General features: G+C 56.5%; 15 protein-coding genes. 1 reads left to right on the top strand and 14 read right to left on the bottom strand.

Translation table 11 applies throughout. The features are described 5' to 3' along the window. The 9 genes from PHC90_10300 to PHC90_10260 form a co-directional block, all read right to left on the bottom strand. A partial coding sequence (locus PHC90_10300; GenBank protein ID MDD3846737.1) for a hypothetical protein occupies positions 1-881 on the bottom strand: 881 nt, incomplete at its 3' end. Further along, complete coding sequence (locus PHC90_10295) at positions 874-1,923, bottom strand: V-type ATPase subunit (GenBank protein MDD3846736.1); 1,050 nt, start codon at positions 1,921-1,923, stop codon at positions 874-876. The genes PHC90_10295 and PHC90_10300, both read right to left, overlap by 8 nt. A 19-nt stretch (positions 1,924-1,942) precedes the next feature. Continuing rightward, complete coding sequence (locus PHC90_10290; GenBank protein MDD3846735.1) at positions 1,943-2,254, bottom strand: hypothetical protein; 312 nt, start codon at positions 2,252-2,254, stop codon at positions 1,943-1,945. A gap of 778 nt (positions 2,255-3,032) precedes the next feature. After that, the gene (locus PHC90_10285) at positions 3,033-5,297 is read right to left on the bottom strand and encodes a bifunctional dihydroorotate dehydrogenase B NAD binding subunit/NADPH-dependent glutamate synthase (GenBank protein ID MDD3846734.1); all 2,265 of its coding nucleotides are present in this window, start codon (positions 5,295-5,297) and stop codon (positions 3,033-3,035) included. 38 nt (positions 5,298-5,335) lie between these two features. Then, positions 5,336-6,838: a response regulator gene (locus tag PHC90_10280; protein ID MDD3846733.1), complete on the bottom strand. Its 1,503-nt coding sequence runs from the start codon at positions 6,836-6,838 to the stop codon at positions 5,336-5,338. Positions 6,839-6,858: 20 nt separating this feature from the next. After that, positions 6,859-7,254, bottom strand: a complete 396-nt coding sequence (locus PHC90_10275) for a response regulator (protein ID MDD3846732.1) — start codon at positions 7,252-7,254, stop codon at positions 6,859-6,861. After that, complete coding sequence (locus tag PHC90_10270; protein ID MDD3846731.1) at positions 7,226-9,334, bottom strand: [Fe-Fe] hydrogenase large subunit C-terminal domain-containing protein; 2,109 nt, start codon at positions 9,332-9,334, stop codon at positions 7,226-7,228. The genes PHC90_10275 and PHC90_10270 overlap by 29 nt, the downstream gene beginning before the upstream one ends. Positions 9,335-9,546: 212 nt before the next feature. Then, entirely contained in the window at positions 9,547-10,257 is a 711-nt protein-coding gene (locus tag PHC90_10265; protein ID MDD3846730.1) for a 4Fe-4S binding protein, read from the bottom strand. 141 nt (positions 10,258-10,398) lie between these two features. Then, positions 10,399-10,905, bottom strand: coding sequence for a flavin reductase family protein (locus tag PHC90_10260; GenBank protein ID MDD3846729.1), 507 nt, complete (start codon positions 10,903-10,905; stop codon positions 10,399-10,401). A 307-nt stretch (positions 10,906-11,212) separates the two neighbouring features. On the opposite strand from PHC90_10260, the gene PHC90_10255 reads away from it, so the two are divergent. After that, on the top strand, positions 11,213-11,812 hold the full coding sequence (locus PHC90_10255; GenBank protein MDD3846728.1) for a chemotaxis protein CheD: 600 nt from the start codon (positions 11,213-11,215) through the stop codon (positions 11,810-11,812). Between the two features lie 274 nt (positions 11,813-12,086). On the opposite strand, the gene gltA is transcribed toward PHC90_10255, so the two are convergent. From gltA to PHC90_10230, 5 genes are read right to left on the bottom strand one after another with little or no spacing between them, the layout of a single operon-like run. Beyond that, on the bottom strand, positions 12,087-13,511 hold the full coding sequence (gene gltA, locus PHC90_10250; protein ID MDD3846727.1) for an NADPH-dependent glutamate synthase: 1,425 nt from the start codon (positions 13,509-13,511) through the stop codon (positions 12,087-12,089). Beyond that, on the bottom strand, positions 13,504-14,364 hold the full coding sequence (locus PHC90_10245) for a sulfide/dihydroorotate dehydrogenase-like FAD/NAD-binding protein (protein MDD3846726.1): 861 nt from the start codon (positions 14,362-14,364) through the stop codon (positions 13,504-13,506). The genes gltA and PHC90_10245 overlap by 8 nt, the downstream gene beginning before the upstream one ends. Continuing rightward, positions 14,361-16,556 carry a 2Fe-2S iron-sulfur cluster-binding protein gene (locus PHC90_10240; GenBank protein MDD3846725.1) on the bottom strand — a complete coding sequence of 732 codons (2,196 nt, stop codon included), beginning with the start codon at positions 16,554-16,556 and terminating at the stop codon, positions 14,361-14,363. Before PHC90_10240 ends, PHC90_10245 begins: the two co-directional genes overlap by 4 nt. Then, on the bottom strand, positions 16,553-18,433 hold the full coding sequence (locus PHC90_10235) for an NADH-ubiquinone oxidoreductase-F iron-sulfur binding region domain-containing protein (protein MDD3846724.1): 1,881 nt from the start codon (positions 18,431-18,433) through the stop codon (positions 16,553-16,555). Before PHC90_10235 ends, PHC90_10240 begins: the two co-directional genes overlap by 4 nt. After that, on the bottom strand, positions 18,426-18,875 hold the full coding sequence (locus PHC90_10230) for an NAD(P)H-dependent oxidoreductase subunit E (protein MDD3846723.1): 450 nt from the start codon (positions 18,873-18,875) through the stop codon (positions 18,426-18,428). The genes PHC90_10235 and PHC90_10230 overlap by 8 nt, the downstream gene beginning before the upstream one ends. Between the last annotated feature and the right edge of the window lie 59 nt (positions 18,876-18,934).

The following is an 18,934-nucleotide window of genomic DNA, read 5'->3' as shown; positions in this document are numbered from 1 at the left end:
CCGACGCCCGGTGCCTCGTCCGCCGGGATCCATCCCGCGATCACCGAGGTGGCCTCGGTGCGGCTTAAGGCCTGCTGGGCCCTAAGCAGGCCGAGTTCCATCCCGATCATGGTTTCCATCCCATTCAGGTATGGCCCGAATTCATCGGAAAGCGACCGAATGCGCGCATCGAGCCTATCCAGCGCAGATTCAAGGCGTTGATGCTCTTTCTCTTTTTCCGCGCACAGTGTATCGACCGTTGCGCCTTCGGCCTCCGGCAGGGCCTCGCGCTGAAAGCCCGCTTTTTGCAGGGCTTCATCGAGGAAACCGGAACCCTGACGCGTCGTCATCGCGATCACCGGCTGCCGGCCTTTGGGCCCTTCCAGCGTCACCAGGGCCACATTGTCGCCCAGTTCCGCCCGGAGACTTTCGAGGTTTTCCGTCGGCAGACTGCCTGTTACGAAATGAAGGAAGGAGAAACGATCGGGACTGTCGAGGGGCACGTCGAGACCGCGATAACCCGATACCTGGTCGCACAGTGCCGCCATTTCCCTCTGCCGCTGCCTGTAGGCCCTGCGAAGGTCGGACACCTCGCCGATGTGCTCCTCGATGGAACGCAGTCTCTCATCGACTTCGGAAAGAACCAGTCCGGCAGGGGGTTCTCCGGCAGTCGGCACGGGGACCTCAAGGAGACGCCGACTTTCTTCGATCCGCATCCAAAAATGTTCATAGCGCGCTATTTCGGCGCCCCCGTCGCGAACGCGCAGGGCCGTCGTTTCCACTCCCGGCGGAAGGCGCGTCAATTGCACCACTCCCATACCGCCGAGGGTTTCGAGCACTTTCCGCTCATCCTTTTCAAGGATCACGGCACTGAGCCGCATCATCGGGGCCGCACTAAACACGAGACACCTCCATGTCCAGACGAGGGATCATCCGAGCTCGTATGACATCCTCGGCAATACCCTTGCGAATACCCTCGGAGATCGTTATGAGGTTCGCCACCTCCAGACGGCGAAGGGCCACATACCCGACGACCACGCCGAAACCCATGTGACTGCGCCTGAAGGCGGTATTTCCGAGCCGGTAATAGCGCCGCCATGCCAGATTCTCCAGAAGGGGTATCTGAATGGCTGAAGATGACTCGCCGGGTCCACCCTCCAGGGGCAAGGGGTCGATCGCGCGCATCAGCGTGCGGCCAACCGCGACCCATGGGTCGTGGTCATTGAGCATGGCGGCCAGGGTTGCACGGGGTATCCTGGTCCCCGGGATATGAAAGGGCAGCAACTGGTCCGCTGTCAGACCGTAGTTAAACTTTCCGCGCAGGACGAGCATAAGATGAAAGATGTCCGCCTCCTGGCACATCACCGCTTCCGTCTGCTGTCGATCCCCGCCGGAAAGGAGCTTGAATCGCGTGACAAGCTCTTGCAGATAGCTGCTGTCCAGGGCGGCCTCCAGGAAGAAAGGCCGCGCTTCTTCTCCATAGTCTCTGATCGCCCTCTCGAGGCCTTTGCGCAGCGGCCCGATGGGAAGCAGCGTCGCGAAATCACTGAGCGATGCCGCCTTCACGAGGGATTCAATTACAGGCACGGTCTGCCCCGGCAGGGAAGCGAGATGGCTCGTCACCTCTTCCACGGGAGTCTTTGTGATGGATGCCCTGAGGAGCACTTTTATATTTTCGGCCTCAAGGCGGGCGGGCATCCAGTCGATCAAATACCTCTGGGCCCTGTCCAGATGGCCGGGAAATGCCGAGAATTCGCCGGCAAGCTCCTCAATCAGTTGACGTTGAAAATCTATGGTCTCCCGAAAATCCCGCTCGGGAAAGATGGCGCGCATAAATTCCTGAAGGTTCCGGATGCGGGAAAGGGCGTCGAGTCTGCCCCCTTCAGCCATTGAACTGCGCCTGCCATGAAGGCGGGCGGCAAAATAATCGAGGTTGCCTGTCATCGGCCTCCTTAAGGCGCTGTCACGGCCTGCATATGCAGCGGACGATCGCTTCTACGACACGTTTCCTGGCGGCCTCATCGATCTTCACCTGGTTTTCTATCCTTGCGGCAACCTGGGCCAACCTCTTGTCTTTTTCCTTCTGCGCTGCCTCGACAGCGGCCGCAACGATGCTGTCGGCTTCGGCACCCGCCTCCTGCCGTGCCCGCGCGGCGATATCCTGCGCCTTTTTTCGGGCCTCCGCCAGGATCCGGTCCGCCTTGGCTTTGGCCTCTTCGACGGCTGCCTTGCCCTGTGCCTCCGTTGCCACGATCTTCTGGATCATGTCGCGCACGAGTACCCCCTTTTCTAAAAAGCTTGTCCCAGCCCTGAAAGGGCTCGAACGGCCGGAACATCACATACATCCGGCAGGAGTCTGTTGACTCTTCTGAAGTCGATCAGCGCCGGAGCGATCCGGAGGTAAGAATGGTCTTTATGAGTGATACGATGAAGGAACCGCGGGCCGACGGCGACTGAATGCCTTGCCCGTCGAACCACGATACGGGTCCCTTCCCCTGGGGGGAGGAACTCCACAACTGAGAAACATCTTTCACGACAACCTGTACGCCTCCACATTTCTCATCACCCTTTGACTGACAACACAGAACCGGATGCAGGAGTGATAAGAGCGCCCCACTTTTTAGTCAGGCCGATGGTCCATTATATATCAAGTATAGCGTCAACTTTCATAAACACAAGTGGGCAAATAAAAATGGCGGAATCACAACAATGTTTTCAATGGGTATGAAGACGCCGTATCTGGTTGATCACGCGGTACGGTCGTCTGATACCTTTGCAGTATTCTCGTTCTGTCCACCCCGTATAATCATCCATTATGATAAAGGCTCTTGCCAGTAAACGGTCGGAGTATCCAGGATCAGCCCAATTGCGTATGCTGAAGTTTCTCGAGGCATACCCCCTGAACCACCTTGTTTCATCATGCCGGCCATTGTTCAAAGGCTCCCATGTCCTGGCTTGCCTCCGGGCCCATCATGGCGGGTCCTGACCCCTTTTTCGCCGGCACAAAAAAGGCGGGGCTGACTGCCCCGCCTTTTCATTTCCGTCGGTGATCCCTATTTCTTTGTCTGAAGGTACTCGTCTATTGCCTTCGCGGCCTTGCGTCCTGCGCCCATGGCGAGGATGACCGTGGCGGCGCCGGTTACGATGTCGCCGCCGGCGAAAACGCCCTTGCGGCTTGTCTGTCCCGTTTCCTCATCCGCCACGATGTTCCCCGATTTCCTGAGCTCCAGGTCGGGGGTGGTGGAGGTGAGGATGGGGTTCGGGCCCTGGCCGATGGCAACGATGACAACATCGACATCGAGCACAAAATTGGAACCCTTGATCTCTACCGGTCTTCTCCTGCCTGATGCATCGGGCTCGCCGAGTTCCATCTGAACACATTCAAGCCCCTTGACCCAGCCGGCTTCGTCTCCGACGACCCCGATGGGGTTCGTCAAAAGCCTGAAATCAATGCCCTCTTCCTCGGCGTGGTGTGCTTCTTCCGCACGGGCGGGCATCTCATCGCGGCTGCGGCGGTAGACGAGATACACGTCCGCGCCAAGGCGCTTTGAGACCCTTGCCGAGTCCATGGCGACGTTGCCGCCGCCGATAACGGCCACTTTGGCCCCGACCCTTATGGGTGTATCGTATTCGGGGAAGAGGTATGCCTTCATGAGGTTTGCCCTCGTCAGGAACTCATTGGCCGAGTAGACACCGTTCAGGTTCTCGCCGGGGATGTTGAGGAAGTAGGGAAGACCCGCACCGGTGCCAATAAATGCGGCATCATAACCCTGACCGAAAAGCTCGTCGAGGGTCACCGTCTGGCCGACGATGGAGTCGACCTTTACCTTGGCTCCCAGTTTTTCCAGGTAGTCGACTTCGCGCTGCACGATGGCTTTCGGAAGACGGAATTCGGGGATGCCGTAAACAAGCACGCCGCCTGCCTTATGAAGTGCCTCGTAAATGTGGCATTCGTGGCCTTTCTTTGTCAGCTCGCCTGCGACTGTGAGACTGGCGGGGCCGGCGCCGATGATGGCGACCTTTTTGCCCGTCTTCTTCGGCATTGCGGGGACCCTGACATCGCCGAGACCAAGCTCATAGTCCGCCGCAAAGCGCTCGAGACGACCAATGGCAACGGGCTCCGATTTCTTGCCGAGGATACATTTTGATTCACACTGCGATTCCTGAGGACAGACCCTTCCGCAGACGGCGGGAAGGCTGTTCGTTTCTTTAATGGTGTGGATGGCGCCCATGAAATCGCCTTCCTTGATCTTCGCTATGAACTGGGGGATCTGGACGTTGACGGGGCAGCCTTCAACGCAGGGCGGCTTCTTGCAGCCGAGGCAGCGCTGAGCTTCCATCAGTGCGTTCTCTTTCGTATATCCAAGGGCCACTTCTCCGAAGTTCTGGATCCTCTGTTTCGGAGCCTGTTCGGGCATTTTCACGCGCTTGCGGGCCTTCTTGACGGCCTTTTCCTGGGCATCGATCTTGCATTTGTGGTCCCAGAGGGCGCGCCTTTCCTCCCTGTTGTACATTCTCTGGCGAAGGACCAGTTCGGGGAAGTTCACGGCGTGGCCGTCAAATTCAGGGCCGTCGACGCAGACAAACTTCGTCTCGCCGCCGATGGTGGCGCGGCAGCAGCCGCACATACCGGTACCGTCGACCATGATCGTATTGAGGCTGACGACGGTCTTGATCGCCGTCGGGCGGGTCACGTCACAGACGGCCTTCATCATGATGACGGGGCCGATGCCCACGACGAGGGCGATCTTGTCGGCGCCGCGCTCTTCGATTATCTTCTTGAGGACGTCGGTAACAAAACCGTGATGTCCGTAGGTGCCGTCATCGGTCGTTACATGCACGGTAGTGCTAGCCTTCTTCATCTCATCTTCGAGAATGAGCATGTTCTGGCTGCGGGCTCCGATTATTGAGATAACCTCGTTGCCTGCCTCTTTGAGCGCCTTGGCAATGGGCAGAACCGGTGCCACGCCGACGCCGCCGCCTACACAGACAACGGTTCCGAACTTTTCAATGTGGCTGGGCTTTCCGAGAGGACCGACGACGTCGAGAAGTGCCGTGCCCTGCTCAAACTTCGCGAGCTTCTGGGTCGATGTACCGACCTCCTGGAAGATGATGGTGATGGTTCCTTTTTTGCGGTCATAATCCGCAACGGTCAACGGGATGCGCTCTCCCATATCGTCGCCGCGGACAACAACAAACTGGCCGGCTTTCACCTTTTTGGCAATATCCGGAACATTAAGCTTGTACATGGTGATCGAAGGAGCGAGGACATTCTTCTCCACGATCTGGTTGTTTTTTGCAGCTTTCTTAGTGGCCATAACGTCTCCTTTTCAAAAGTTGAATTCTATCAAAACAGTTACTTTTCGTTCACCTGCTTCAAAGGTAACTTAACGGTAAAGGTCGTCCCTTTGTCTACTTTGCTCTCGACCTCTATGCGCCCGAAATGGGATTCGACGATCCTTTTTACAATTGACAGCCCCAATCCCGTGCCTGTTGTATAGCGCGTATTGGGCCCCTGCACCCGATAGAACTCATCAAAGATGCTGGGGAGGGACTGCTCGTCGATGCCGATACCCGTATCACTCACGCTTATACTGAGGTAGGGGATTTCCGGCACTGCCCTTACGGTGACTTTCCCGTTCTTGACATTGTATTTCATGGCATTGGACACGAGGTTCGTCAGCAACTGCTCCATCTCGGCTTTATCGGCCTCGACGCTGGGCAGTTTTTCGGGTATATCGATGACAAAGGAAACATCCTTTGTCGAACCCTGGACCCTGAAGAGCTCAACGGTGCTTTCGATTATCTCCGTCATATCGAGGAACTCTTTCTTCCTTACCAATTTTTTCGATTCCAGCTTCGCAAAGAGCAGGAGGTCGTTGACGAGGTCCATGAGCGACCTTGCCCTCAATTTTGCCCGCTCCAGCATCTGCCTGTTAAACTGCGGGTCTGTGCCCGCTACGCCCGTGAGATAGGCATTGAGATAACCCTCAATGGCCCCGAGCGGCGCCCTGATCTCGTGCGCCACCATCCTCACGAACTGTGATTTCACTTCTTCGACCTCCTTGAGGCGGGAGATGTCGCGGATGGTACAGACGACGCCGAGATTCTCGCCTTTTTCGTCGCGCACTCCTGCAACAATGACCATTAAGGTCTTTGCCACTTCCCCGGGAAGGACCACCTCTTCAGAGATGATCGTATACTGCGAACAATCGGGGGAAAACGCCTTGTTGATAACTTCGAGGAGGTCTTCCTGCCGTATAGCCTTCTGATAATCCATCCCCACCCCGGAGTCGTCGACCCTGTAGGTTACGTTGAGCATCTTGACTACGGCCGGGTTCCACAGGACAAGCTGGCGTTCGCGGTTTATGACGAGAATCCCGTCAGCCATAGAATTCACTATGGTATGCAGCTTCGATTTTTCGCTTGCCACCTCAAGAAGCCGCTGGTCCCTTTCCTCGCGCAGCTTTTCCGTTTCTATCGTGAGCCGCCTCTTATCGAGGCCCCTGTTCAGGACCGCCAGAAGCTGGTCCGGGTTGAACGGCTTGGGTATGTAATCGTAGGCGCCGTGTTTCATGGCGTCAACGGCCGTCTCCACCGTGGCAAAACCCGTGATAACCACCAGGATGATGCCCGGATCGATCTGCCTCACCTGTTCCATCAGCTCAAGTCCGCCCATGACGGGCATCATGAGGTCGACAAGAAGGAGGTCGTAGGGTTTCCCCTTGACCATGTCCAGCGCGATCTTGCCGTTTTCCGCGATATCGACGCTGTACCCTTCCGATGAAAGAATCCTCCGGCATCCTTCGCGGATACCTTTTTCATCGTCGACAACCAGGATGTTGACAGATTCAGCCATTGGCATTCCTGAAAATTAACCTACTTCGCCCTTTCGATGAGAGCATTTATCCTTCTTACCAGTTCTTCCGGTTCCACCGGTTTTGCCACGAAATCATCGGTCTTCATCCAGTAGCCGTCCTGGTCCTGCGAGAAATCATATCCCGTCTCGCCGGCAACAGCGGAGATCATCAGGATGGGGATCTGTTTGTAGCGGGGATCCGCCTTGATCGCTTTGGCAAAACTGAAACCTGTGTCGTGTTTCTCCAGCATGAGGTCGAGCAGGATGAGGTCGGGCGCTTCGAACTGCACCTTGTCCATACCCTCCCGGGCGGAGAATGCCGTTTCGACGACGAAGCCGTTGTTTTCGAGAACAGCCTTGTTGAGATCAACGAAGTCGACGTCGTCATCAATGATGAGAATTCTTTTTTGTGCCATAGTTCCTTCTCCCTGTATTTATATTTTGATTTGCCGCTAATCCTTTGGCCTTAGACAGTATCCCCGCGCTGTCAGCGTCAACGGGCAGGGTGATGATGAATGTGCTTCCCTTTCCCAATTCGGTATCAACGTCGATCTGTCCGGAATGCCGCTCGACGATGCCGTACGAAATGGCGAGCCCAAGCCCGGTCCCCTTTTCCTTCGTGGTGAAAAAAGGATTGAAGAGCTTCCCCACGTTCTCCGGCGGAATGCCCGGTCCCGTGTCCTTAATTTTTACGGTGATCATGCCGGCATCGTGCGCCGTCGTGATCACCAGAGAACCCTTGCCCGCCATTGCCTGGGCTGCATTGAGCATGATATTCAGGAAAACCTGTTTGAGCTGTGTCGCATCGGCAAAGAGCATGGGGATGTCATCCCCGAAGGTCTTTTTTATCTTGATGTTCTGAAAGAGGACCTGATTCACGAGAAGACCGAGAGTTTCCTCGATGAGGTCATTGATGTTGGTCTCGCCGGGCTTGAGCTTCGTCTCCCGGGCAAAGCTCAACAGCCCCTGGACGATCTCTTTTGTCCTGTTCGCCTCGCTGATGATAAGGTCGATGTCTTCCTTTCTGGGATCATCAGCGTCAAGGGACCTGGCCAGGATGTGGGCATAAATGGTGATCGTCCCGAGGGGATTGTTTATCTCGTGGGCCACGCCGGCGGCAAGCTGCCCCAGCGCGGCAAGCTTCTCCGTCCTTATGAGCTGGAACTGCGCCTGCTCAAGCTCCTGATGGGACTGCTGCAGTTCCCTGTGGGACTTTTCAAGCTGCTGGTAGACGCGCTTGGAGTCTTCCAGGAGGTACGGCAGGCAGTATTCCGCTTCCGATATCCCCTGCACGACGGCGACGGCCTTTTCCCGGCACGTGTTGTAGCCGCAGGAACGACAATCGAGGTTGTTGTGCGGGGGAAGCTTGTTTATCTTCTTGAGCACAGCGCGTATCCGTTCTTCGCTGGGATCGGGAAGTTTCTGAACGTTGGGTTCATGGTTGCGTGTGATGTCCACATCGGCGAAGTCCCTGAGGGTCCGCTGCAGCATCGACGCCGTCATGGGGACGATCTGGGACTTGGCGTAGCTCGACACGATCTGCCTGCGTCCCACCACGGAAAGCTCGCGCTCGACAAAGGAACCGTCAACACAGCCGTCGCAAAAGACGAGGTCGAAGAACCTGGCCTGGATGGACCCTCTCGCAAGCTGGTTCAATGCGGCCATGACGCGCCTTCGCCCGTAGGCGACGCTGACCTCGCCGACAAGAACGTCGAAGCTGTGCCCCAGGCTCCGGTTGAGGCCCCCTATGACAGGGACGATCCTTCCCAGCGCCGGCACGGGCCCGTCAAAAGGCGCCTCGTCGACACGTCTTGGATTGATGCCCGCCTCGGCGAACATGAACCTCACATCGCGGAAGGTGATGACGTTATCGACGGCGCCAGAGTTCTCTTTGTAGTCCATTTCTCCCATCCGGGCAAGACACGGGGAGATATAGACAACGCGCCATCCCTCGCCTTTGGCCTTCTTGATTGCCCTTCCCGCCGCTATCATGGGGGAAACTATAGGCGCGAGGTTTCCCACGAGCTGGGGCAGGTACTTTTCGATGTAGGAGACGATGACGGGGCAGAAGGAGGATATGACGGGCTTTTGAAGGTCGCCCGCAAGAAGCTTGCGGTAAGGCGCGCTAATCAGCTCCGCGCCGATGGCCCCTTCCCACACCTCCTTGAACCCAAGGGCTTTAAGGGCGTAGCTGAATCCCCAGGGGGTCACATTGTCGAGGACGGCTGGAAATGCGGGGTCGAGACAGGCCACGACGTTCTCGTTCGCCTCAATGAGGTCCCTGACGGCGCTTGCATCACTTTGATAGGTCATGGCCCGGTGCGGGCACCCGGTGATGCAGTTACCGCAAAGTATGCAGCGCTCAGGGATGATGCGAATCGATTCCTTCTCGAGCTTGATAGCCTTCGCGGGACAGAGCTGCACGCAGTAGAAGCACCTGCGGCACTTACGATTGTTGACCTCTACCCTCGAATTTTCCCGGCCTTGTTCTGACATGAGATCGCGTACGGTATTCATCCAAATACACAGGAAATTTAGTAAATTACCACAAATAGTACAGTAATTGAGAGGCTTTGTCAATGAATGGAAGAACGGCATAAAGAAGGTTTCAAGGTTTCAAGGTTTCAGAAAAAGAACGAGAGCCCTTTAGCCTTGAACATCAGGTCTGGACGTGTCTTCGACCTGGAACATGAAGCGTGAAACCGTCTTTATGTTGGGAAACTCAGGGCCTCTTTCGGGCAACCCTTTACGCAGAGGCCGCATTTGAGGCAATCGCCGCGGAAAGGCATGGTTTTGCCCTCTTTCATCTCCTGGGGGGCAAGTTGCATGGGGCATGTCTTTGCGCAGAGGCCGCACTCGATGCAGGCCTCCCTGTCCATTTTCAGCTGATACCGGTTCCTGCCGACCCAGCTGGAAAGGCTTCCGATGGGGCAGATCGAGCACCAGGCGCGCTGATGAAGGAAAATCGCCAGGAAGACCCCGACGATGCTGGTGACGGTAAGGAGGATGACGAAGAACCTGCCTATGGCATAGGGGTCCGGCCAGAGGCGCACGATCTGGAAGGCAAGCATGGCCATGAGAAATGCAAGAACCCCGGCCCGCACCGGCGTCTGTCTGAGCCAGTCGGGCATTTTCCTCCCCGGGCTTATTGCCTTCATATACGTATCCGCAAAAGAACCCCGAGGGCACATCCAATTGCACCACTTCCTCCCGCGAACGGCCGCCAGGCCGACGCCGGCCACCATGCACAGGGGGATGAAATACCCGATGAGCGAATAGAACCAGCCGGCAACAAGGAGGCCAAGGAAAAGGGTTCCCAGCAGGACCTGTCTGGAACGCCGTGTGCCCTTCGCCCTTTCAAGGGGCTTCTTGACCGTTCCCTTTCCCAACTTCAAATCATTATTTCCTGTTTCACTCATGTTTCCCTCTCTCTATTACCATTATTATATACAGGAGCGGTCACGTCGCCGTTTCATCCTGCACACTTTTCGAAATACATTCCTTGTCAAGACGGGGGCGACGCCCCGCAGGCCCATTTGCGCATAACACAGATGACGAAGTCACCTCGACAGACAGCGCAAGATCTCGCCGACGTACATCCTGTGGTAATCCTTTTCAGGGTAGAAGCCGTCCATCTCGCCGGCGAGGAAATTCCGCGGCTCAATATCCTGATAATAGACCTTTCTGCACTCTATAACAAGGCTCGCTTGCGCGAAGTATATCGTGTCCTCGCCGAAAACAGGGGTCAGACCCGTCTGGGCGACCTTGTTCACGTCCCTGCCTGATTTCGTGCCGCAGTATGTAAGAGCGTCACGGTACTGCTCATCGAAGAAGCTCAGGCTGAACGACCCGGAGCGCTCCATGAATTCGTAGGTGTAGCGGTTCGGGCGCACGACGCACACTGCAACGCGCTTGTTCCACATGATCCCAAGGCCGCCCCAGGCACCGGTCATGGTGTTGAAGGAGTCCTTCGTTCCCGCCGTTATCAGCATCCAATCCCGACCGATCAGTTTGAAGGGATTGTGACCGATATTCTCGGGCTTTATTTCCTGAAATACGCTTTCCATGGTGACCTCCAAAGGAAGTTTTTGTGCTGAGCTCCAGGTGTTACGTTCAATACTATTATCTTGGGGTTTTCATTGCAAGACCGTCGGCATCCTCAGCGTCTTTTGCCGTTCTCCTGGCACCGTGCGGCAATATGACAGCAGCCGGCTTACGATGCCCCGGTTTCTGGTCCCTTGAAACTTGAAACTTGAAACCCAAAACCTGAAACCCCTTCTCTATTTAAGGTTTTCGGACGCCTTCCGATTATAAGTATGCAGGGGCGCAGTTTGCTGTACCTGCTGGGCGGGAGGTAAAGGTTGGCAATGAAGAATGATAATACGCGACGAATCCCACGGAAAGCGCGTGGTGCTCTTTCCTGGAGATCACTATGTGACCGACAAAAGACTGAGGATTTCCACCCTTCTTGGCTCATGCGTTTCCGCATGTCTTTATGACCCCGTGAACCGGGTCGTAGGGATGAACCATTTCCTGCTCAGCAACAAACGGTATACCAACGACGTACCCATCGTGATATCCGAAGCCGGCCGCTATGGCGTGCACGCCATGGAACTGATCATAAACGGCATGTTGAAGCTCGGCGCCCAGCGAAAATATCTAAAGGCTAAAGTCTGCGGGGGCAGTTCCCTTCTCCCGCCAAAGGACGGAAAGGACAGTTTTCATTGCGTCGGCAGGGTTAATTGCAGATTCATTCAGGAATTTCTTCGCAACGACGGGATTACGATAGTCTCGTCGGATCTGGGCGGGAATCTCGGCAGGGTCGTCCACTTCGACACACAGGATTATTCGCTCTATATCAGAAAGATAAGGAAGGTCTCTCTTGCCGGCCTCAGCGTGAGGGATAAGGAATACTGGAAACGGGAACTCAAGCGCCACCGCGAGGAGGGAACACTGCCGGATGTCTGGAAATAATGAAAAACGGCTTCAGGTTTCAGGTGAAAAAGCAAGAACACGATCAATCCCTGAAACCTGAAGCCGTTTTTTGGGTCGAACCGCTTGAGCGTTGACAGCGCGTATTTTTAAAACCCCCCTGGTCCGTCCTCTGAACTGTATCCCCTGCGTCCAGAGGCTCGTCCCCCCCCTCTATGTCGCGGCTGAAGATACGGGACTTAAAACCGAAATGACGGTCTTTGTCCTATAACGTTCAAGCGGTTCTAATCATATAACTCGGCACAAAACCGTTATCTCACTGTTTTCCTGTCGTCAGATACTCGTGGATGGCGCGGGCCGCCTTTCTACCGGCCCCCATGGCAAGGATGACCGTTGCCGCCCCCGTCACTATGTCGCCTCCTGCCCATACCCGGTCGCGGGTTGTTTTCCCTGTCTCGGGGTCTGCAACCAGTGTTCCCCGTTTCGTCGTGTCAAGACCCGGCGTTGTTGCCGGTACCAGGGGATTGGGGCTGTTGCCGATGGCACACACTACCGCATCCGTCTGCATCCGGAAATTGGAACCCTTCTTCTCCACGGGGGTACGCCTTCCCGAAGCATCGGGCTCGCCAAGTTCCATCTTGATGCATTCAATCTCCTTGACCCAACCGTTCTCGTCTCCTATATAGGCGAGCGGCAGGGTGAGCAGATCGAAGATCACTCCTTCTTCCTCGGCGTTTTCAGCCTCCTCGGCACGCGCCGGCAACTCAGCGTGGGAGCGCCGGTAAACGATATGCGATTCCGCGGCGCCCATACGCAGGGCCGTCCGGGCGGAATCCATTGCCACGTTGCCTCCGCCGACAACCGCCACCTTCACATGCTTCTTGACGGGTGTCGAGGATTTCGGATACAGGTAACCCTTCATGAGGTTCATACGCGTCAGGTATTCGTTCGCCGAATAGACACCGTTGAGGTTCTCCCCGGGGATGTTCATGAACCAGGGAAGCCCCGCGCCGGTTCCCACAAACACGGCATCGAACTCCTCAAGGATCTCATCAATGGAACGCGTCTTCCCGACAACGAAATCGGTGAACACCTTCACCCCAAGGGCCTTCAGATAATCCACTTCCCGCTGAACGATGGCCTTGGGAAGACGGAATTCCGGGATGCCGTAGACGAGAACACCCCCGGCCTTGTGAAGCGCCTCGAAGATGGTCACTTCATGACCGAGAAGGATGAGGTCGCCTGCAACGGTAAGCCCCGCTGGGCCGGAACCTACAATGGCAATCTTTTTCCCCGTGGACTTCGCCCTGGCCGGCAGGTCCACTTTTCCCTGGGCCGCCTCCCAGTCTGCGAGAAACCGCTCAAGCCGTCCGATGGCAATTTCGGCTTTTTTGTTGCCCAGTATGCATTTCGACTCGCACTGGGATTCCTGGGGACACACCCTGCCGGATACGGCAGGCAGGCAGTTCTTTTCCTTGAGCTTTTTTATCCCCGCCGCAAAATCACCTTTGTTGATACAGGATATGAAACCGGGGATGTCTATCTCCACCGGGCACCCTGTCTGGCACTTGGGCTTCTTGCACTGGAGACAGCGCGAGGCTTCAGCCAGCGCCATTTCCTGCGTATAACCCAGCGCTACCTCGCTGAAGTTGTTCCGTCTCATCTCGGGTGACTGCCTCGGCATGTCTCTCCGATTGAGATCGATCTTGCTTGTTTTTTCCTGCGTTTTCTCTTCATTCATGCCAGGCACACTTCCCTTCGTTATGCGCAGATGGGGCGTCGCTCCTGCGGAAGAAGAGCGTCTCTTCAGTCGTATACGCCTTTCTGCGCGCGAGAAATTCCTTCCAGTCAATGTCGTGTCCGTTAAACTCGGGACCATCCACGCAGGCAAATTTCATTTGTCCGCCAACGGTAACTCGGCAGACACCGCACATCCCCGTGCCGTCGATCATAATGGGGTTTAAGTTGACCACTATCGGGATCCCCAGGTCTTTTGTGACCTCCGACGTATGCGCCATGAGATAGGTGCACCCGTTGACGATGATCCTGTCGGGCCGGACGGGCATGCCGTGTATTACGTCCGGCAGACGGCTTATGTGGCCTTTCGTTCCCAGGCTCCCGTCACGGGTTATGGTGAATATCTTGTCCGCCAGCGGGACATACTTGTTCAACCAGTAGATCAGGTACGAGCTTCTTGCCTCCAGAACCACAGTGATCTTGTTCCCCTTCGCCTTCAACTCCTTCGCCACGGGGTAAAGGCTTCCTATCCCGTAGCATCCTCCCACCAGCATGACGTTTCCGAATGTCTCTATCGATGTCGCGTTCCCCAGCGGGCCGACACAGGTCGCCACCTCATCGCCTGCCTTGAGCCGGGCGAGCGCCGAGGTCGACGCGCCTACCTCCATGAAAACGATGGATATGCTCCCTTTTTCGACATCATAGTCGGCTATGGAAAGAGGGATGCGCTCCCCTTCGTCATCTCCCCGGACGATCACAAACTGTCCGGGCTTCACCTTGGAGGCGATCTGAGGGGCCTCTATCTCAAGCAAATGCATATTGGGAACGATCATCGACCGCTCTATGACCTTATTCACTTATGCCTCCTTTCTTCTATCGCCTTCATACCGGCCACATGATCGTGAAGGGGCACACCGCGGAACGCCGCCGAAGGGGCTTTGTCACGGCCCGGTCCCAGGGGACTCCTTGCTGCCGCCTTACCTTCCATGACCACCTTTTTTCTCGGGACCCTCTTTTCCTTGCCCGAAAAACCGGGGATCGACTTTCGGATCTCTGATTGGATGGCGGCCAGAGATCCGTATTTCAAAGCTCCCTTTTTCAATCTCGCCGCTATACCCGATATGATCCACCAGTCGGGCTTCGATTCGGCGGAGGGGGCCGACGCCTTGTTGAAAGAGAGGATCCTACCTTCGAAACTGACCGTCGTCCCGGGCGCCTCCGTAAAAAGAGCGGAGGGCAGCATAAGCCCTGGATCCTTCCCGGCAGGTGCGGGGAGAGCATTCTGGTAAATGATGTACTCACATTTCGGCATTCCGGCCGACGGGACCTCACCGATGAAATAGCCGACCTTGCGGGCTTGCTTGAGATCGACAGCACCCGCCGGGTCCTTGATCTTCAGCGGGGCGTCGGGCCTTAGTCCTCCCGGCTTCAGACCGGGGAATGCCCCCATGGCAAGCATGCCCATGAGATTTGTATAAGGATGGCACAGGATCACCTTCCATCCCAGATCGTTCCTCATTGTGAGAACACGTTCGAATATCTCTTTGCGTTTAGCCGAGAATATGGCCTCAGGCCCGAGGATGACGACGTTGCGGCCACCCTTCCTGAAAGGGGATGCCGCGGTTTTTTTTCTCGTTCCATTGCCTGTCATCGACTTCATTATGCCGTCAATGAACTCAGGCCATTTTGCCGCATCTGATCGAAAGGCCTCTTCGGAAAGCATGTCAAGGTTGCACTCGTAACCGCTGACCGTTACCAGAGAGGCTGTGCTCCTGGCCGCTTTCTTCACGGCGATGCCAAGGGGCGTGAAACCGTAGGTAGTATCGAGACCGATGGTCAGGATGCCATCTGCGGAGGCCACCGTATCGATGGGTTCCGACATCATGGCGAGATCGATGAAAGATCTCAGGTCGCTGCCGAGGTCAAATATCACCGGCGAAAGGATCGCCTCCGTCCCGATGACCTCCCTCGCGAATCGCTGCGCTACGTAAAGGTCCTCGTTGGACAGTTGCGGCGACACCATGACGAAGGCGTTCTTTGGCCCCGCCGCCTTGAGCTTCGCGGCGGCCTCGTCAAGCGCCTCTTCCCACGGAAGAAAGTCGTAGCCTTCCGGCTTGAGTATCGTCGGTCTCGCGAGCCTTTCCGGGCTCAGAACGTATTCGGGTATTGCGAACCGGCCCTTCACACAGATAAGGCCATGTTCCGTCGGGGAATCATAGTCGGCGCTGACGTCGACAACCTCTCCCCCTTTCACCTTGAGATCAAGTGTGCATCCAACCGGGCAATAGGGGCATGTGGACTCGACGATCTCGTCGGGCTTGCCCGACCACTTGCTCGCCTTTGCCGACAATGCACCCGTGGGGCACACGGCCACGCAGGCTCCACAAAATTCGCACCCCGCCTCGAGATGAGTGCGCGCAAACGCCGGCCCTATGGTGGTCATATTTCCGCGCTGTTTGAAACTCAAGGTCCCGTTGAGCCGGATATCGTTGCAGACCCTTACGCAGCGGCCGCACAGAAGGCACAGATTGTAGTCCCTGTCATAAAAAGGATCTTCCTTTTCGACGGGAAAATTCCTGTAGTACACCGGGTAGGATGTTTCCGTGAGGCCGACCTTCTTCGTTATATCCTGAAGCTCGCAAAGCTCGTCGTTGGGGCAGTACCGGCAGCCCGTGGTTACACCCACCTTGCGGATCGTTCCCTGGTAATTCTTGCACTCCGTCTGTTCCTCACAGAAAAGGCAGCTCGCCGGATGCTCGCTCAAGAGAAGCTTGAGCACCTCCTGCCGAAGCGTCCTCACCTCGGCGGTGTCGGTGCGGATCACCATGCCGTCGTCCACGGGCGTCGTGCACGATGTCGGGAAACCCCTTATGCCGTCAACCTCCACAACGCACAGGCGGCATGCGCCGTAGGATGGCAGGTGCTCCAGGGCGCACAGCGATGGTATGTCGATGTTATTGTCTCTCGCGGCCTGGAGGATGGTCATATTTGCCTTTGCTTCTACTTTCCTGTTGTCGATTGTGATGGTAACCTTTTTCTCCCTTGTCATGATTTACTCTCCGCTGTCCTGATCACGATGGCGTCGCCCGCGATAGCTTCGTAACGGCAGACCTCATAGCAAGAACGGCACTTTATGCACTTGGACGCGTCGAGGTTGTGTGGCTCCGACCTCGGGCCCGTTATTGCCCCCGTTGGGCAAACCCGGACACAGGATTGACATCCGGTGCATTTTTCCTTGATGACGCGGTATTCGATGAGAGGCTTACATACCGTGGCGCGGCACCTGTGGTCCCTGATGTGCTCCAGGTATTCGTTGCGAAAGTACCGCAGCGTCGTCAGGACAGGGTTCGGCGCCGTCTGGCCGAGACCGCACAGGGCCCCCTTCTTTATGGTGTCGCCGAGGGTCCTCAATGCAAGAAGGTCATCGGGCGTTCCCTCGCCGTTTGTGATCTTCTGAAGAACCTCCAAAATATGTTTCGTACCTACCCTGCAGGGCACGCACTTGCCGCATGATTCCTTCTGGGTGAAATCAAGAAAATACTTCGCCAGATCGACGATGCAGGTGTCCTCGTCCATGACGATAAGCCCGCCGGAACCCATGATGGAACCGGCGCTTGCAAGGGATTCATAGTCGACCGTAAGGTCAAGGAATTCCTCCGACAGGCACCCGCCCGAAGGCCCGCCCGTCTGGATCGCCTTAAAAGGCTTCTGCACTCCACCGCCGATATCGAAGATGATCTCCCTGAGCGTCGTGCCGAGCTGGACCTCGATCAGGCCGGGCCGGCGTATCTTGCCGACGAGCGAGAAGGTCTTCGTCCCCCTGTTGCCCTCCTTGCCGAACCGCGAATACCATTCGGGACCATTTCTGAGGATGTTTGGCAAAGTCCCCAGTGTCTCGACGTTGTTGATAATGGTCGGCGCGCCGAAGAGACCCGCTATTGCAGGGAACGGCGGGCGCGAACGGGGCATGCCCCGTTTTCCCTCTATGGAGCCGATAAGCGCCGTCTCTTCACCGCAGACGAAAGCGCCCGCTCCCTCCTTGATCTTTATCTCAAAACTGAAATCCGAGCCGAGGATGTTCTTGCCGAGAAGCCCGTACTCGCGCATCTGGCCGATGGCCCTCTTGAGCCTCTCTATGGCAAGGGGGTACTCCGCGCGGATATAGACAATGCCCTTGCTCGCGCCGATGGCGTAGCCGGCAATGAGCATTCCCTCCAGCACGGCGTGCGGGTCGGACTCGATAAGAGACCTGTTCATGAAGGCGCCGGGGTCGCCTTCATCGGCGTTGCAGATGAGGTATTTCTGCTCTCCCGCAGACTCCCTGCAGACCGTCCATTTCCTGAAGGTCGGGAAGCCGGCCCCGCCGCGCCCTCTCAAACCCGCCTGCCGGACCGTGGCGATGACGTCCTCCGGAGTGGACTTGAGCGCCTTCATGAACCCCTGATAGCCGTCCACCGCAAGGTACTGGTCGATCTCCTCGGGGTCGATCAGACCGCAGTTGCGAAGGACTATGCGGACCTGGGGCTTCAGCATGGGGAGGTCGTAGAAGCGCGGGATACCGTCGAAATCGTCTGTTCCGAAATGGCCGAGGACAAGTTTCTTGTGGGGTTCTCCGTTCTGAAAATGGGACTTCAGGATCATCTGCAGGGTCTTCGCGTTCACGTTGTTGTAGCTCACGCGAGGCTGACCGGGCATCTTGATATCCACAAGAGGTTCAAGGTAGCACGGCCCGATGCAGCCCACTTCGATGATGCGGGCGGACTGCTTGTTTTCGTCAAGGAATGTCTTTACCGCCTCTTTGAGATCGAGGGCCCCCGCGGCCCTGCCACAGGACGCGGCGCCGATGTAAACGATGGGCTCCCTGTTCTCCCTGAGCTTTTTCCATTTACCTTTTGCCGAATCGATCTTCTTAGTGAGTTTATTCATAATTTTTCAATAACTCCGTCAGTTTGTTGACCGTTATCCTGCTGTAAATATCACGATCGATCTGCACCACAGGCGAAAGCGCGCAACATCCAAGGCAGGCGACGCGATCCACATCGAAACGCTTGTCCTCGGTCGTCTCTCCGCAGTGAATACCCAACCCGTGTTCCAGGCTGTCGAGCAGAGTTCCGCCGCCGCGGACGTGGCAGGCCGTTCCGAGACAGACCTTGATCCCGTGCCGACCCGGCGGGGTGAATCGAAATTGCGCATAGAATGATGAGACACCGTATATCTGATTTTCCGAGATGCGAAGGTATCGGGAAATAGCCTTAACTTCAGGCTCTCCGATGTACCCGAAGACCGCCTGGACATCCTGCAGAATTGGGATCAGTTCATCGGGACTGCGGCCATGCTTCCCGAGGATCCTTCGAATTTGTTCGGGCATGGATCTCTCCTATGCCACACTCGTGTGGCGTTAACTGTGATCAGTCGCGCCGTAGGTCG

The sequence above is a fragment of the Syntrophorhabdaceae bacterium genome, from assembly GCA_028698615.1.
Taxonomy (GTDB): domain Bacteria; phylum Desulfobacterota; class Syntrophorhabdia; order Syntrophorhabdales; family Syntrophorhabdaceae; genus Delta-02.
The sequence above is the reverse complement of the archived record's forward strand: the minus strand, read 5'-3'. Positions and strand labels throughout refer to the sequence as shown.

Excerpts from the sequence above, each read along its gene's own strand:
- PHC90_10230 (MDD3846723.1), bottom strand. The coding sequence starts at position 18,875 with ATGCCCGAACAAATTCGAAGGATCCTCGGGAAGCATGGCCGCAGTCCC.
- gltA (MDD3846727.1), bottom strand. The coding sequence starts at position 13,511 with ATGAATGAAGAGAAAACGCAGGAAAAAACAAGCAAGATCGATCTCAAT.
- PHC90_10295 (MDD3846736.1), bottom strand. The coding sequence starts at position 1,923 with ATGACAGGCAACCTCGATTATTTTGCCGCCCGCCTTCATGGCAGGCGC.
- PHC90_10260 (MDD3846729.1), bottom strand. The coding sequence starts at position 10,905 with ATGGAAAGCGTATTTCAGGAAATAAAGCCCGAGAATATCGGTCACAAT.
- PHC90_10280 (MDD3846733.1), bottom strand. The coding sequence starts at position 6,838 with ATGGCTGAATCTGTCAACATCCTGGTTGTCGACGATGAAAAAGGTATC.
- PHC90_10235 (MDD3846724.1), bottom strand. The coding sequence starts at position 18,433 with ATGAATAAACTCACTAAGAAGATCGATTCGGCAAAAGGTAAATGGAAA.
- PHC90_10275 (MDD3846732.1), bottom strand. The coding sequence starts at position 7,254 with ATGGCACAAAAAAGAATTCTCATCATTGATGACGACGTCGACTTCGTT.
- PHC90_10240 (MDD3846725.1), bottom strand. The coding sequence starts at position 16,556 with ATGACAAGGGAGAAAAAGGTTACCATCACAATCGACAACAGGAAAGTA.
- PHC90_10270 (MDD3846731.1), bottom strand. The coding sequence starts at position 9,334 with ATGTCAGAACAAGGCCGGGAAAATTCGAGGGTAGAGGTCAACAATCGT.
- PHC90_10255 (MDD3846728.1), top strand. The coding sequence starts at position 11,213 with ATGATAATACGCGACGAATCCCACGGAAAGCGCGTGGTGCTCTTTCCT.
- PHC90_10285 (MDD3846734.1), bottom strand. The coding sequence starts at position 5,297 with ATGGCCACTAAGAAAGCTGCAAAAAACAACCAGATCGTGGAGAAGAAT.
- PHC90_10265 (MDD3846730.1), bottom strand. The coding sequence starts at position 10,257 with ATGAGTGAAACAGGAAATAATGATTTGAAGTTGGGAAAGGGAACGGTC.